This is a genomic window from Providencia sp. PROV130 (assembly GCF_028482225.1).
Taxonomy (GTDB): domain Bacteria; phylum Pseudomonadota; class Gammaproteobacteria; order Enterobacterales; family Enterobacteriaceae; genus Providencia; species Providencia rettgeri.
The window spans coordinates 27,001-42,287 of sequence record NZ_JAMPQC010000029.1 but is presented as its reverse complement, the minus strand read 5'-3'; the positions used below and the strand labels follow the sequence as shown (position 1 = coordinate 42,287).

The 15,287-nt window shown below is 42.2% G+C and carries 15 protein-coding genes; 13 read left to right on the top strand and 2 right to left on the bottom strand.

Going from position 1 to position 15,287, the window contains the following annotated elements; translation table 11 throughout:
• Nucleotides 1-24: 24 nt before the first annotated feature.
• A complete protein-coding gene (locus tag PSF28_RS19050; protein ID WP_272666459.1) occupies nt 25-435 on the bottom strand; it encodes a metal resistance protein in 411 nt (136 codons plus the stop codon).
• 581 nt (nt 436-1,016) lie between these two features.
• On the opposite strand from PSF28_RS19050, the gene PSF28_RS19045 reads away from it, so the two are divergent.
• From PSF28_RS19045 to nadD, 8 genes are all read left to right on the top strand, one after another.
• Nucleotides 1,017-1,910 (top strand): amino acid ABC transporter substrate-binding protein, encoded by an 894-nt coding sequence (locus tag PSF28_RS19045; RefSeq protein ID WP_004908948.1) that lies wholly within the window; start codon nt 1,017-1,019, stop codon nt 1,908-1,910.
• A gap of 115 nt (nt 1,911-2,025) precedes the next feature.
• Nucleotides 2,026-2,766, top strand: coding sequence for an amino acid ABC transporter permease (locus PSF28_RS19040; RefSeq protein ID WP_109913204.1), 741 nt, complete (start codon nt 2,026-2,028; stop codon nt 2,764-2,766).
• Between the two features lie 4 nt (nt 2,767-2,770).
• The gene (gltK, locus tag PSF28_RS19035; RefSeq protein WP_036958176.1) at nt 2,771-3,448 is read left to right on the top strand and encodes a glutamate/aspartate ABC transporter permease GltK; all 678 of its coding nucleotides are present in this window, start codon (nt 2,771-2,773) and stop codon (nt 3,446-3,448) included.
• Complete coding sequence (locus PSF28_RS19030) at nt 3,445-4,170, top strand: amino acid ABC transporter ATP-binding protein (RefSeq protein ID WP_004257041.1); 726 nt, start codon at nt 3,445-3,447, stop codon at nt 4,168-4,170. Before gltK ends, PSF28_RS19030 begins: the two co-directional genes overlap by 4 nt.
• Nucleotides 4,171-4,520: 350 nt before the next feature.
• Nucleotides 4,521-7,103: a leucine--tRNA ligase gene (gene leuS, locus PSF28_RS19025; RefSeq protein WP_210837080.1), complete on the top strand. Its 2,583-nt coding sequence runs from the start codon at nt 4,521-4,523 to the stop codon at nt 7,101-7,103.
• A 30-nt stretch (nt 7,104-7,133) separates the two neighbouring features.
• A complete protein-coding gene (gene lptE / locus PSF28_RS19020; RefSeq protein ID WP_272685482.1) occupies nt 7,134-7,673 on the top strand; it encodes an LPS assembly lipoprotein LptE in 540 nt (179 codons plus the stop codon).
• Nucleotides 7,673-8,704: a DNA polymerase III subunit delta gene (holA, locus tag PSF28_RS19015; protein ID WP_210837082.1), complete on the top strand. Its 1,032-nt coding sequence runs from the start codon at nt 7,673-7,675 to the stop codon at nt 8,702-8,704. Before lptE ends, holA begins: the two co-directional genes overlap by 1 nt.
• Nucleotides 8,697-9,362, top strand: coding sequence for a nicotinate-nucleotide adenylyltransferase (nadD, locus tag PSF28_RS19010; RefSeq protein WP_210837084.1), 666 nt, complete (start codon nt 8,697-8,699; stop codon nt 9,360-9,362). The genes holA and nadD overlap by 8 nt, the downstream gene beginning before the upstream one ends.
• Here nadD and PSF28_RS19005 read toward each other — a convergent pair.
• The gene (locus tag PSF28_RS19005; RefSeq protein ID WP_247605322.1) at nt 9,350-9,994 is read right to left on the bottom strand and encodes a DUF1722 domain-containing protein; all 645 of its coding nucleotides are present in this window, start codon (nt 9,992-9,994) and stop codon (nt 9,350-9,352) included. The genes nadD and PSF28_RS19005 overlap by 13 nt on opposite strands.
• 344 nt (nt 9,995-10,338) lie before the next feature.
• Between PSF28_RS19005 and rsfS the strand changes: the two genes are divergently transcribed.
• Genes rsfS through rlpA form a run of 5 tightly spaced genes read left to right on the top strand, consistent with a single transcriptional unit; the run spans nt 10,339 to nt 15,192 of the window.
• Nucleotides 10,339-10,665: a ribosome silencing factor gene (gene rsfS, locus PSF28_RS19000; protein ID WP_080641496.1), complete on the top strand. Its 327-nt coding sequence runs from the start codon at nt 10,339-10,341 to the stop codon at nt 10,663-10,665.
• 2 nt (nt 10,666-10,667) lie between these two features.
• Complete coding sequence (gene rlmH, locus PSF28_RS18995; protein ID WP_036957956.1) at nt 10,668-11,138, top strand: 23S rRNA (pseudouridine(1915)-N(3))-methyltransferase RlmH; 471 nt, start codon at nt 10,668-10,670, stop codon at nt 11,136-11,138.
• A 32-nt stretch (nt 11,139-11,170) separates the two neighbouring features.
• Nucleotides 11,171-13,060: a peptidoglycan DD-transpeptidase MrdA gene (mrdA, locus tag PSF28_RS18990; protein WP_210837087.1), complete on the top strand. Its 1,890-nt coding sequence runs from the start codon at nt 11,171-11,173 to the stop codon at nt 13,058-13,060.
• A gap of 37 nt (nt 13,061-13,097) precedes the next feature.
• The gene (gene mrdB / locus PSF28_RS18985; protein WP_272685481.1) at nt 13,098-14,210 is read left to right on the top strand and encodes a peptidoglycan glycosyltransferase MrdB; all 1,113 of its coding nucleotides are present in this window, start codon (nt 13,098-13,100) and stop codon (nt 14,208-14,210) included.
• Nucleotides 14,211-14,223: 13 nt separating this feature from the next.
• Nucleotides 14,224-15,192 (top strand): endolytic peptidoglycan transglycosylase RlpA, encoded by a 969-nt coding sequence (gene rlpA / locus PSF28_RS18980; RefSeq protein WP_272685480.1) that lies wholly within the window; start codon nt 14,224-14,226, stop codon nt 15,190-15,192.
• The last annotated feature ends 95 nt before the right edge of the window (nt 15,193-15,287 follow it).

The following is a 15,287-nucleotide window of genomic DNA, read 5'->3' as shown; positions in this document are numbered from 1 at the left end:
AAACGAGTCCCTATCCGTTGTGTGCTAATTCCGAAGATTACAAAATTGTAAGTGTCGTCTGACTCTTGGAGGGGCATGCTTCTCTTCATTATTTGCTCTAGATATAAATAGATTAGTACAAAATAAAGTTAGCGCAGCCAAAGAAAGAAACATGAAGAAGAATGGTTCAAGAACAGCAGGTAGCAAAGTCATTAATGACTTAGCACTCAGTTCACAGCTGGAAAGATGTGTACCGCTGCTATCACTTTGTTTTACCTGTGATTGATCGATATAAGAAACGTGAGTACCTGTATTAATTTGTGCTTGCGCTAATACATCTGGCACAAAAAAATTGGCGAACAGACGCTCTCCGACGGCACGTTGATTCATACAAACCAATACCATCAGACAGGCGAATATCACTAATCCTTTACCTAATTTTAAATGCCTGTTCATGCGCATCTTGGTATAACTTCCTGAAATAACACTAATTATGCGACTTTGATAACCATAACGATAAAAACCAATCTTTGACTAATACCGTTACCCCATCTATAAGTTAAATAGAGGTTACATCTTACACAGCAAAACATTCCGTACAAGTGCCATCAGCTAACTTTACAAATATCACTCTCTTTTTCAGTAAACAAAAATGCAGTTCTACCAAAACTAGGCACGCAAATTGCTTTATCTAATATATGGCATGAAACGAAGATAGCTTGCACCTTAATAGTGCGTGATTATCAGTTTAAGACAATTTTAGATGGCAAATCACCATGTTAGTGCGGTAATTCAAAAATTACCCAAATAATATGCGAGACAGCTCCCGAAATTGAAACAATTCGTTTTCATTAATTAACAAATTTAATTACTTTTTAACAACAATAAAACATATAGCGGATAATCGCGGGATTGTCTAAATCTGCGAAATATTTGCAAACACAACACTACGAAACCACAGTAATTCAGGCGTTATCTGGCGATAGCACCTTAAAATTACAACGGGTTTACACCGATGTTCTAAAGGAGTTGTAACTATGCGTATAAGTAAACTTGTATTATCGATGATGATTTTAGGTGCAACCTGCGCAGTTCAAGCAGAAGAGTTAAACGGCACTCTGAAAAAAATCAAAGACAACGGTGTAATAGTTGTTGGTCATCGTGAATCTTCCGTACCTTTCTCTTACTATGATAATAGCCAGAAAGTGGTTGGTTACTCACAGGATTATTCAAATGCCATTGTTGATGCAGTGAAGAAAAAATTAAACATGCCTGATCTGCAAGTCAAACTCATTCCAATCACATCACAAAACCGTATTCCACTCCTGCAAAATGGCACATTTGATTTTGAATGTGGTTCAACAACTAATAACGTAGAAAGACAAAAACAAGCCGCTTTCTCTAACACAATCTTTGTGGTTGGGACGCGCTTACTCACCAAAGGTGACTCTGGTGTGAAAGACTTTGCTGACTTAGCCGGTAAAAATGTCGTCGTGACCTCAGGTACAACGTCTGAAATTCTATTGAATCAGTTAAATGATGAAAAAAATATGAAAATGCGCATTATCAGCGCGAAAGACCATGGTGATTCGTTCCGTACCTTAGAATCAGGTCGTGCTGTTGCCTTTATGATGGACGATGCGTTGCTAGCAGGTGAGCGTGCAAAAGCGAAGAAACCGGATATCTGGGAAATCGTTGGCAAGCCGCAAACCGAAGAAGCTTATGGCTGTATGTTACGTAAAGATGACCCTCAATTTAAAGCGCTTATCGATGAAACCATTGCGAATGCACAAACATCAGGTGTCGCTGAAAAATCCTTTGATCGCTGGTTCAACCAACCTATTCCTCCGAAAAATCTGAACCTGAAATTTACGTTGTCCGATGAAATGAAAGCCTTATTTAAAGAACCAAATGATAAAGCATTAAACTAATAAAAAGACAAACAGGGTATTACTGAAGTAAGAATTGCAAGGCGGTCGTTCCCCGCCTTGCATCCTCTTTTACGACAGTATTCGGGAATTTCATTGCCCACAGGAAGTCAATATTATGTCTATTAATTGGAATTGGGGGATTTTCCTTCAGGAAGCCCCATTTGGGAATACCACCTACTTAGGGTGGTTAATATCTGGCCTCGAAGTCACCGTAACACTTTCTATTTGCGCCTGGATCATCGCATTCCTAGTTGGTTCATTTTTCGGTATTTTACGTACTGTACCTAACCGTTTTTTAGCTTTTTTAGGCACCGCTTACGTAGAGTTATTCCGTAACGTACCGCTTATCGTACAATTTTTTACTTGGTATTTAGTTATTCCAGAACTTCTTCCTCGTTCAATCGGGGATTGGTTTAAAATGGAATTGGATCCTAACTACCAATTCTTTATTTCCTCAATGCTTTGCCTTGGGTTATTTACCGCAGCACGAATGACTGAGCAAGTACGTGCAGCCATTCAGTCACTGCCTAGAGGGCAAAAAAGTGCCGCACTCGCAATGGGGCTCACTTTGCCACAAACCTATCGCTACGTTCTATTACCCAATGCCTATCGGGTCATTTTGCCACCAATGACCTCAGAAATGTTGAACTTGGTTAAAAACTCAGCCATTGCGTCAACCATTGGCTTAGTCGATATGGCGGCACAAGCAGGAAAGCTATTGGACTATTCTGCTCACGCATGGGAATCCTTTACCGCAATTACATTAGCTTATGTCGGTATTAACGTCATTATCATGATTCTGATGACGTTATTAGAGCGCAAAGTTCGCTTACCAGGCACCATTGGAGGGCGATAAAATGATGTATGAATTTGATTGGAGCTCAATTGCTCCGAGTATGCCCTTTTTAATCGATGGCTTCATTGTCACTGCGAAAATTACACTGACCGCGATAGTGGTAGGAATTTTGTGGGGAACGGTTTTGGCCGTGATGCGGTTATCCACATTCAAGCCAATCAGCTGGTTTGCGGCTTTGTATGTGAATACATTCCGTTCTATTCCGTTGGTTATGGTTTTGCTGTGGTTCTACTTAATCGTTCCTAGCTTATTACAAAATGTTCTAGGCTTATCACCAAAAAATGATATTCGTTTAATTTCTGCAATGATAGCCTTCTCTCTTTTTGAAGCCGCTTATTATTCTGAAATTATTCGTGCTGGTATTCAAAGTATTTCACGAGGGCAAGCCTCTGCAGCGTTAGCTTTGGGAATGACAAATATGCAAACCATGCGGCTCGTAGTATTACCGCAAGCCTTTAAAGCCATGGTGCCACTGTTGTTAACTCAAGGAATTGTTCTGTTCCAGGACTCATCCCTCGTGTATGTACTCAGTTTGACAGACTTTTTCCGTACTGCCACCAATATTGGTGAGCGTGATGGGACACAAGTAGAGATGGTACTGTTTGCGGGTCTGGTGTACTTTATTGTCAGTTTTGGCGCTTCTATGTTAGTGAATTATCTTAAGAAAAGGACTGTTTCATGATAACCCTGAAAAATGTATCCAAATGGTATGGCCAATTTCAGGTGCTTACAGACTGCACAACTGAAGTTAAAAAAGGTGAAGTTGTGGTTGTGTGCGGGCCATCTGGTTCTGGTAAATCCACATTAATAAAAACAGTGAATGGTTTAGAACCAATTCAACAGGGTGAGATTTTTGTGAATGATATTCAAGTTAATAACAAAAAAACTGACCTTGCAAAACTTCGCTCTAAAGTTGGGATGGTATTCCAACACTTCGAGCTATTTCCTCATTTGTCGATTATTGAAAATCTGACATTGGCGCAAGTTAAAGTATTAAACCGCGATAAAAAAGAAGCTGAAGCAAAAGGTTTGAAATTATTGGAACGCGTGGGTTTATCCAGCCATGCCAATAAATTCCCAGCTCAGCTTTCAGGGGGGCAGCAGCAACGTGTCGCTATCGCTCGAGCGCTGTGTATGGACCCAATAGCAATGTTATTTGATGAACCCACTTCAGCACTAGACCCAGAAATGATCAATGAAGTCCTTGATGTTATGGTTGAATTAGCCAATGAAGGCATGACCATGATGGTGGTGACCCATGAAATGGGCTTCGCCAAAAAAGTGGCTAATCGCGTTATTTTTATGGATGAAGGCAAGATTGTTGAAGACAGTAAAAAAGAAGACTTTTTTGCTAACCCGCAATCTGATCGTGCAAAAGATTTCCTCGCAAAAATTCTCCATTAATCTTTCTCAGGGAGCCACTAGGCTCCCTAGCCTTAACACACATTCATGCAGGTCAATATTGTTGCACTATAAGTATTGCCTAAGCGAATAAATCAACAACAACTTGCTGAATTTGAAATAGTTCACGAAACCACTACCATTTCACTGGTTTTTTAGTTAAGTTGTTTGGCTATCAGCGTTAAATATCCTGATCCGTTCCCCGAAAAACAATATCCAGCTTCCCCCTATTAGGTTCAGCTAATCAACTATTGTTGTTTTCGGTCTAGATCCGCTATGCTATGCGGATCTCAATTAAGAAAGACATTCACGCTACAGATGTAGCCTTTATTCACCATAGGATTATCGGTGCCATGCAAGAACAATATCGTCCAGAAGATATAGAGCCTAAAGTACAGCGTCACTGGGATGAAAAAGCAACTTTCAAAGTGACAGAAGACAACAGCAAAGAAAAATACTATTGCCTGTCCATGCTACCTTACCCTTCTGGTCGACTACACATGGGCCACGTACGTAACTACACCATGGGTGACGTTATCTCTCGTTACCAACGTTTGTTGGGGAAAAACGTTCTTCAACCAATTGGTTGGGATGCGTTTGGCCTGCCAGCTGAAGGTGCTGCGGTTAAAAATAATACTGCGCCTGCGCCATGGACTTACGCTAATATCGATTACATGAAAAACCAGCTGAAAATGCTCGGCTTCGGTTACGATTGGGATCGTGAAGTTACCACTTGTACTCCTGAATATTACCGTTGGGAACAATGGTTCTTTACTAAACTGTATGAAAAAGGTTTAGTGTACAAAAAAACTTCTGCGGTAAACTGGTGCCCTCACGACTTAACTGTTTTGGCGAATGAACAAGTGGTTGATGGTTGCTGCTGGCGTTGTGATACCCCTGTTGAGCGCAAAGAAATCCCTCAGTGGTTTATTAAAATTACCGACTACGCAGAAGAGCTGCTCAACGACCTCGACAAATTAGATGACTGGCCAGAGCAAGTCAAAACCATGCAGCGCAACTGGATCGGCCGCTCCGAAGGGACTGAGATCACATTCAATGTTGCAGACCGTGATGAAACCTTAACAGTCTATACCACTCGCCCTGATACCTTTATGGGGGCAACTTATGTGGCTGTTGCAGCAGGTCACCCTCTGGCTAAAGAAGCCGCGACAAATAACCCTGAATTAGCCCAATTTATCGATGAGTGCCGTAACACCAAAACTGCGGAAGCGGATATGGCCACCATGGATAAAAAAGGCATGGCAACCGGCTTATTCGTTATTCATCCATTAACCCAAGAAAAACTGCCAATTTGGGTCGCTAACTTTGTTTTAATGGAATACGGTACTGGCGCAGTTATGGCCGTTCCTGCTCACGACCAACGTGACTGGGAATTCGCCCACAAATACAACTTACCCATCAAAGCGGTTATTGCCGATGCTGATGGCAACGAGCCTGATTTATCCCAAGAAGCGATGACTGAGAAAAATGCACTGATTAACTCAGGTGAATTCAGTGGATTAGGCCACCAAGCGGGGTTCAATGCTATTTCAGATAAACTCGTTGCTCTGGGTGCTGGTCAACGCAAGGTAAACTACCGCTTACGTGACTGGGGTGTTTCACGTCAACGTTACTGGGGTGCCCCAATCCCAATGGCAACATTGGAAGATGGCACTGTGGTTCCGGTTCCTGAAGATCAGTTACCTGTCATTTTGCCAGAAGATGTCGTAATGAACGGTATTACAAGCCCGATTAAAGCAGATCCTGAATGGGCCAAAATGACTATTAATGGTCAACCTGCGTTACGTGAAACCGATACCTTCGATACCTTTATGGAATCTTCTTGGTACTATGCACGTTATACCTGCCCGCAATATGACGACGGCATGTTAGACCCTGAGGCAGCAAACTACTGGTTACCGGTTGACCAATATATTGGTGGTATCGAACACGCCATCATGCACTTAATGTATTTCCGCTTTTTCCATAAGTTGATGCGTGATGCAGGGCTGGTCAACTCTGATGAACCAGCAAAACGCTTACTGTGCCAAGGCATGGTGCTGGCTGATGCATTCTACTACACAGGTAGCGATGGCCAACGTGTTTGGGTTTCCCCAGCCGATGCCATTGTTGAACGTGACGACAAAAACCGTATAACTAAAGCGGTAGACAATGAAGGCCATGAACTGGTGTATACCGGTATGAGCAAAATGTCTAAGTCGAAAAACAACGGTATTGACCCTCAATTAATGGTCGAAAAATACGGTGCGGATACCGTTCGTCTGTTTATGATGTTCGCTGCTCCACCAGAGTTAACCCTTGAGTGGCAAGAATCCAGCGTTGAAGGTGCTAACCGCTTCGTGCGTCGCGTTTGGCGTTTAGTGCATGAGCATTCACAAAAAGGTGCAACTTCGCCTTTAGATATCAGCGCATTAACACCTGAACAAAAAGACTTACGTCGTGACCTGCACAAAACAATCGCGAAAGTCTCCGATGATTTCAGTCGTCGTTATGCATTTAACACTGCGATTGCCGCTATCATGGAGTTCTTGAACAAATTAGTTCGTGCACCACAAGAAACTGAGCAAGACCGTGCATTAGTGCAAGAGTCTCTCGAAGCAATCACACTGATGCTATCTCCAATCATTCCACACGCTTGCTTTGAAATGTGGAAAGCGCTCGGTCACCAAACAGACATCGATTTCGCACAATGGCCTGTTGCTGATGAAAAAGCCATGATTGACGATACCAAACTGGTCGTCGTTCAAGTTAATGGCAAGGTTCGTGGTCGCATTACCGTTCCGGCTGATGCAAACCAAGAGTTTGTCCTAGATATGGCAAAAAATGAACCGAGCGTAGCGAAATACCTTGAAGGTGTTAGCATCCGCAAAGTAATCTATGTCCCAGGCAAATTGCTTAACCTTGTTGTAGGTTAATATTAGGTTATTGGCTGATAAGGAGGCCAGGTGCATTATCTGATAACATTATTTTTGAGCCTAGCGGTGCTGGTCACCGCAGGTTGCGGTTTTCGTCTTCAAGGAACAACTCAAATTCCTGAAGAACTGAGAACATTGCAGCTAAGTTCAAGTGACCCATATAGCTACCTTACAAGGGCGCTTAGGGAACAACTGCGGCTCAATAACGTGACCATTCTTGAAACGGGAAGAGCCGATGTTCCCATTTTGAAAGTTCTGAGCTCTAATGAAAATACTGAAACTGTGTCCGTTTATCAAGATGGTAAAGCGGCAGAGAAACAATTAACACTGGTAATGAATGTGCAAGTGTTGATGCCTGATGGAGCTATCTATCCTTTACAAAGCCGTGTTGAACGTACTTTCTCCGACAACCCTTTAGAAGCGCTTGCGAAAGATGCTGAAAAAGAAATTGTAAGTCAAGAAATGCAAGAACAAGCTGCACGTAATATTGTGCGTAAATTATTGCTTGTTCATTCAGCAGAACTTGAGAAGGCAAAAAACCAAGCGGCTGATGCGAATACTCAACTATAATGACGCGTATCTACCCTGAGCAGCTGGCCTCTTCGTTACAAGAGTCTCTAAGAGGCCGCTATTTAATTTGGGGCAATGAGCCCCTTCTTCTTCAAGAAAGCCAAGATGCCGTCCGCAAAGCTGCACAAGAACAAGGCTTTGAAGAGCATTTTTCGTTTTCTCTTGAGCAAAATACTGACTGGGATGAAATTTTTAGTCTCTGTCAAGCTTTAAGCCTGTTTGCTAGCCGCCAAACACTCACTCTGCTGTTACCTGAAAATGGCCCTAACGCCGCCATGGCAGAAAAGTTGAATCAACTGGCGCAGCTACTCCATTCAGACCTGCTTCTTGTGTTACGCGGCCATAAACTCACGAAAGCACAAGAAAACAGTGCTTGGTTTAAAGCAATTAGCCAAGATGCCATTTATATCAGTTGCCTGACCCCTGAATATCAACGGTTACCACAATGGGTTTCTAAACGCGCCTACAGTATGCGGCTTTCTTTAGAAGCCGAAGCTAACCAACTACTTTGCTACTGTTATGAAGGGAATTTACTTGGTTTAGCGCAAGCGCTTGAACGGCTATCCCTGCTTTATCCAGATGGTAAACTTACCTACCCTCGCGTCGAAAGTGCCGTGAATGATTCAGCGCATTTTACGCCCTATCATTGGGTTGATGCCCTATTGGCTGGTAAGTCGCGCCGTTCTTGGCATATTTTAGAGCAACTGCAACAAGAGGATGTTGAGCCCGTTATTTTATTGCGCTCAATCCAACGCGATCTGATGCTGCTAATTACATTGAAACGCCAATCTGCAACAACCCCATTAAAAACATTATTTGATCAACACAAAGTATGGCAAAACCGCCGAGGTGTGCTCACGGAAGCCTTACAACGCTTAACATTGCATCAATTGCAATCTGCATTAATGTTATTAACGCAAGCAGAAATCAATATTAAACAAGATTTTAGCCATTCGCCATGGCCTGACCTGCAAACACTGTCTATGCTATTATGCGGTAAAGCATTTGCAGAGAATTTTATTCATGAGTAATTCATTTTCAAAACAACATAACTTGCTAGCATTATTCGGCGGGACATTCGACCCCATTCACTTTGGCCATTTACGCCCTGTACAAGCCCTTGCCCAACAAGTTGGCCTCGAAAAAGTGATCTTGCTACCTAACCACGTTCCTCCCCATCGCCCACAGCCAGAAGCAACACCAGCACAACGTTTAGAAATGGTGAAGTTAGCAACACAAGATACCCCTTTATTTGCTATCGATACGCGTGAATTAGCGAAAAATAGCCCTTCTTATACAATCGAAACACTGGCCGAATTACGCCAAGAAATGGGGGCGGAAAAGCCGCTTGCGTTTATTATTGGTCAAGATTCTTTATTGTCGATTAATAAATGGTACGGGTGGGATCGAATTCTAGATAACTGCCATCTATTAGTCTGTTCGCGTCCAGGATATGCCACTCAATTTTCCGACCCTATAATGCAAAACTGGTTATTAGAACATCAAACAACAGACCCAATTGCTTTAAACCAAGCGGCCAATGGGTACATTTTTATTGGGGATACCCCATTGGTAAATATCTCTGCAACAGAGATCCGCGAAAAATTAAGCTCAGGCGACTCTTGTCACGAATTAATTCCAGATGCGGTTTTGCAATATATTCATCAACAGCACCTTTACCAACAATAAGGGATCTCTCTTATTGAACAACTATTAGGATATGGCTCAAAAATAACTTGCTGCATTAAATAGTTGTCTGGGTATTGAACAAGCAATTGCTTCATCATCTCTAATGGCCTGTTTAGTGGTAAATTACCCGCTAAATAGTCATTAATCAGCCATGATAAGCGTTTTTTCTCATCTTTCGTGGCTTTATGTTTGAAATAGCCTTGCATATGGTTCAGCGCATTAACTTCAATATTTTTTGCTGGCACTGCCGCCAATATTTCCATTAAACAGGCTTTATATTGATTTAAAAAGCACATAAGGTCAGTAGTACTACTAATATTCGCCACTAAGCGTCCCGTATACTGATAGCCAATAGGGGAATACGCCATGATGAGATATTTATGACAACTATGAAATTGAATCATATTGTGATGTGTTAGCTCGTTATATAAACCGTCTAATCTTTGTATCGTATACAATTTCGTCAGAAAGCAATCCCAAGACGCTATATCTTGTAGCTTATCATCCGTTAATGTCGGAATATTCGCTGGGAATAACCCTTGTAATTTAGCTAGTTGCTGTCTAGAGCAAATAATACCATTAACTTTATTTTGCATCCCCTCATGGGTGAGGCTCGTTACAAATTCAACCATAGAATTCACCTGTCGATGAATATTAGCGGGTAGATGATTAATTCCTTCAAATATAAAAACTTTTGGTTTAGTTATTTGCACAATACACATCTCATTATAAAATATTTGTCAGGAGTACAGTTTTTAGCGTTATTTTGTAAAGTTAGCACAAACTTCTTGCTCAAATGTACGGATATCCCTATAAATTTCACTCCACGATGAATAAAAAATAATTTAGCCGATTTTTCTTAAAATCTAGGGTAAAATAGCAGGGCTGTTAATATGTTTACTTTGTTATCAGCGATTATTTTATCTACAAACTACAAACAGTGTTTAACGTGATATTCTGTTTATTTGAATAAAAGGTGAACCTTTTGCAAGGAACTGAACTCCAACAATTTATTATCGATCAGCTTGATGATGCTAAAGCAGAAGATATCATTACTATCGATGTTCAAGGGAAATCAAGTATTACCGATCAGATGATCATCTGTACAGGGACATCAAGTCGCCATTTGATGTCAGTCGCTGACAGGTTAATCGAAGCTTGCCGTAAAAATGGTTTAATGCCATTAGGTGTTGAAGGACAAGGTATTTCTGATTGGATAGTCGTCGACCTTGGCGATGCCATTGTTCATATTATGCAAGATGAAAGTCGTCGTATGTATGAATTAGAAAAGCTCTGGAGCTGAGTTTGAAATTACAGCTCATTGCCGTTGGAACAAAAATGCCGGACTGGGTCCAGACCGGCTTTATGGATTACCTCCATCGTTTTCCTAAAGATATGCCATTTGAATTAACGGAAATTCCTGCAGGAAAACGTGGGAAAAATGCAGATATAAAACGCATTCTAGAAAAAGAAGGCGAATTAATGCTCGCAGCCGTAGGTAAAGGAAATCGCATCGTCACCTTGGATATTCCAGGCGATCGTTGGGACACCCCAAAACTTGCCGTACAACTCGATAAATGGAAACAAGATGGCCGTAATGTCAGCTTATTAATCGGTGGTCCCGAGGGTCTTTCACCCGCTTGTAAGGCAGCGGCAGAGCAAAGTTGGTCACTATCACCACTTACGCTACCTCATCCACTGGTTCGTGTCCTTGTTGCCGAGAGTCTTTATCGCGCATGGAGTATTACGACTAACCACCCTTATCACAGGGAATAGTCAGGTTTAAATATGTTCAAAATGGCAATGGGATGAAAACACAACGCACCCCTTTTCGCGACCATACCGCTGAATCAGTTTTATTTATCCGCCGAGCGCTTATCGCCTTCGGTGTGATTGTCATTTTAACATCTATTCTTGTGACCAATTTGTATCACTTGCAAATTGTTCGTCATGAAGATTATCAAACACGGTCAAATGATAACCGAATCAAATTGGTGCCTATCGCACCAAGCCGTGGGATTATTTATGACCGCCGAGGGACTCAACTCGCCCTTAATAGCACGTTTTACCAGCTAGAAATCGTGCCCGAAAAAGTCAGTAATCTGCAAGAAACCTTAGATAACCTTCGTAATGTGGTAGATTTAACTGACGAAGACATTACTAATTTTGAAAAAGAGCGTAAGCGCTCACGTCGGTTTACCTCTATTGCATTGAAAACTCAGCTCAACGAAGTTCAAGTTGCTCGTTTTGCCGTTAATCAGTACCGTTTTCCCGGCTTAGAAGTCAAAAGTTACCAACGACGCTCTTACCCATATGGTTCTGCATTAACTCATGTGATTGGTTATGTGGCGAAAATCAATGACAAAGATGTTGAACGTCTTGATAAAGAAGGTTTATTACCTAATTATGCTGCTAGCCATGATATCGGTAAATTAGGTATTGAGCGTTATTATGAAGATATCTTACACGGTAAAACTGGTTATGAAGAAGTTGAAGTGAATAGCCGCGGTCGCGTGATCCGCCAACTTCATGAGCAACCACCGCAAGCAGGTCGAGATATCTACCTCACTATTGACCTCGAATTACAAATTTATATCGAAAAACTGTTAACCACTAGCCGTGCAGCCGTTGTGGTCACTGACCCACGTAATGGCGAAATTTTGGCTCTGGTGTCTAATCCAAGTTATGACTCTAACTTGTTTGTAAACGGTATCTCAAATAAAGATTATCAAGCATTATTAAATAACCCTGACAGACCGCTGATTAACCGAACAACTCAAGGGCTATATCCCCCTGCATCGACAGTAAAACCCTTTATTTCTGTTGCGGCATTAAGTGAAAAAGTAATTACCCCCAATACAACCATTTTTGACCCTGGTTGGTGGCAATTACCCGGTTCGGAAAAGCGTTACCGTGACTGGAAACGTTGGGGACACGGCAAACTCAATGTATCAAAATCCATTATTGAATCTGCGGATACCTTCTTCTACCAAGTCGCTTATGATATGGGGATTGACCGTATTTCTGAATGGATGAGCCGTTTTGGTTTTGGTGATTATACTGGAATTGACCTTGCAGAAGAGCGTTCTGGTATCATGCCAACCCGTGAATGGAAACAAAAACGCTATAAAAAGCCTTGGTATCAAGGTGATACTATTCCAGTTGGGATCGGGCAAGGCTATTGGACAGCAACGCCAATTCAAATGTCAAAAGCATTAATGACATTAATCAATGATGGCCAAGTTAAAACCCCACATTTGCTTTACGGCACAAAATTGGGTAATGCCATGGTGCCTTATGAAGACAAAGAAACCAAACAAATTGGTGATATTAATTCCGGTTTTTGGGAGCTAGCGAAGCATGGAATGTACGGTGTCGCCAATGCACCGAATGGTACTGGGCGCCGTAGTTTCATTGGTACCCCTTATAAAGCGGCAGCAAAATCGGGTACTGCGCAGGTCTTCAGCTATGAAACCTATAATGCCAGTAAACTTGCTGAACACCTCCGTGACCACAAATTGATGATTGCTTATGCTCCGTATGATAAACCCACGATTGCCGTTGCAATTATTCTGGAAAACGGGGGCGCGGGCCCAGCAGTTGGTGATATTGTGCGGCAAATATTTGACCACGTTCTTCTTGGTGATAACCGTACTGAAGTTGCGGTGTCAGCAACCAATGCAGGAGAAGATCGCTGATGCATAATCCTAAGAATAACAATGAGCTATAAAGAATATGACAGACGATAAGAAAAAAATTTCGTTATCCTCACGTCTGCATATAGATGTGCCTATGCTGCTAATTATTGTCGCATTACTTGCATACAGCGCATTTATTATGTGGAGTGCGAGTGGCCAAGATCCTGAAATGATGGAGCGTAAATTAGGGCAGATAGCGACAGGTTTCATCGTCATGATAGTGATGGCGCAGATCCCCCCTAGAATGTATGAAAGTTGGGCGCCCCACCTGTTTATCTTCTGCGTTATTTTACTGGTTTTTGTTGATGTCTTTGGGCAAATAAGTAAAGGAGCTCAGCGCTGGTTAGACTTGGGTTTTATTCGATTCCAACCCTCTGAAATTGCAAAAATTGCCGTCCCTTTAATGGTCGCTCGTTTCATGAACCGAGACCTCTGCCCTCCTTCATTCAAAAATACATTAATTGCGCTCGTATTGATTTTTGTACCAACATTACTAGTGGCTGCACAACCAGACCTTGGTACCTCGATTTTAGTTGCAGCTTCTGGCTTATTCGTTTTGTTCCTTGCTGGAATGAGTTGGCGGCTTATTGCAGTTGCCGCCATTGCGCTCGCCGCCTTTATTCCACTACTGTGGTTCTTTTTAATGCATGGCTATCAAAGAGCCCGTGTCATGATGTTATTAGACCCAGAAACTGATCCACTAGGAGCCGGTTACCATATTATCCAATCAAAAATTGCGATTGGTTCTGGTGGATTAATGGGCAAAGGTTGGTTGCATGGCACGCAATCACAGCTTGAATTTTTACCAGAAAGGCATACTGACTTTATTTTTGCTGTGTTAGCAGAAGAACTTGGCTTAGTCGGCGTGCTTATTTTACTTGGCCTATACCTTTTATTGATTATTCGTGGGCTTTATATTGCTGCTAGTGCACAAAATACTTTTGGTCGGGTTATGGTTGGTGGTTTGATTTTAATCCTTTTTGTCTATGTATTTGTGAATATCGGTATGGTCAGTGGTATATTACCGGTGGTTGGTGTTCCCCTTCCTTTAGTGAGCTACGGGGGCTCCGCTTTGATTGTTTTAATGGCTGGATTCGGTATTATCATGTCGATACATACACACCGAAAATTCCTTTCCAAAAGTTTATAAAATGAGGCTTAGTATGCGTTTACAATGGATAATGCTTGGCGTCACTGCCGCGCTACTTAGTGGCTGTGTGACAGAAGATGTTAAACAACCAGCCCAAGTGCCAACCAATGTACCCACTCAAGATGTATTAGGTGCAGAGCCTCATTATGAGCCGTATCATCCAACTGCAAATAATGATTACTCACGCAATGGTCAACAGTACCAAATCGTACGCGACCCATCACAATTTAGCCAAGTGGGTTATGCGTCTATTTATGGTGCCGAGTCTGCAGGAAATATGACTGCGATTGGTGAACGAGTTAATCCAGTGGAATTAACTGCTGCTCACCCAACGTTACCGATCCCTAGCTATGTCCGTATCACCAACATGATGAATGGCCGGATGATGGTCGTGCGTGTTAATGACCGTGGGCCTTATACGCCAGGAAAAAGTATTGCCGTGTCACGCGCAACCGCTGACCGCCTGAATTTAATGCCGACGACAAAAATTAAAATTGATGCCATTCAAGTCGCTCAAGATGGCACTTTGTCAGGAACTGGAACCGTTGGCTCTAATTTTGTGAAACAAAGCTATGCATTGCCGGGGCGCCCACAATTAGGTTCTGGCCCAATGGGTACCCCTGTGATGGAGAACTTGCCAACGCCAGAAAATACATTGCCCGTTCAGCAGCCAAAAGAGCCGATGCAGCCTACGATGCCTGATATGAGCTTACAAACACCAACGCCACCACCAACAACAACGAAAGAAGTGGTTCCTGAGCGTGGTTTTCTCGTTCAAGCAGGCGCCATTAGTAGCCAAACCAATGCACAAAATATGCTGAATGAATTGAAAACACAGTTTAATGTTCCTGGGCGGCTACAACCTTATAATGGTATTTACCGAGTACAGTTAGGACCATTTAGTACAAGGCAACAAGCCGTTGAGGTTCAAGGCCGTTTACAGTCTGAAAAAAATCAATCGTCAATGGTCGTTGCGCCTTAGTACAACGTAACTTTAGGTTGCTCCGTTACATTTGATGCAACCTAAAGTTAGGCAATGTTAAACTGACAAAAAAATCATTGGTACAGTGCAAAAGT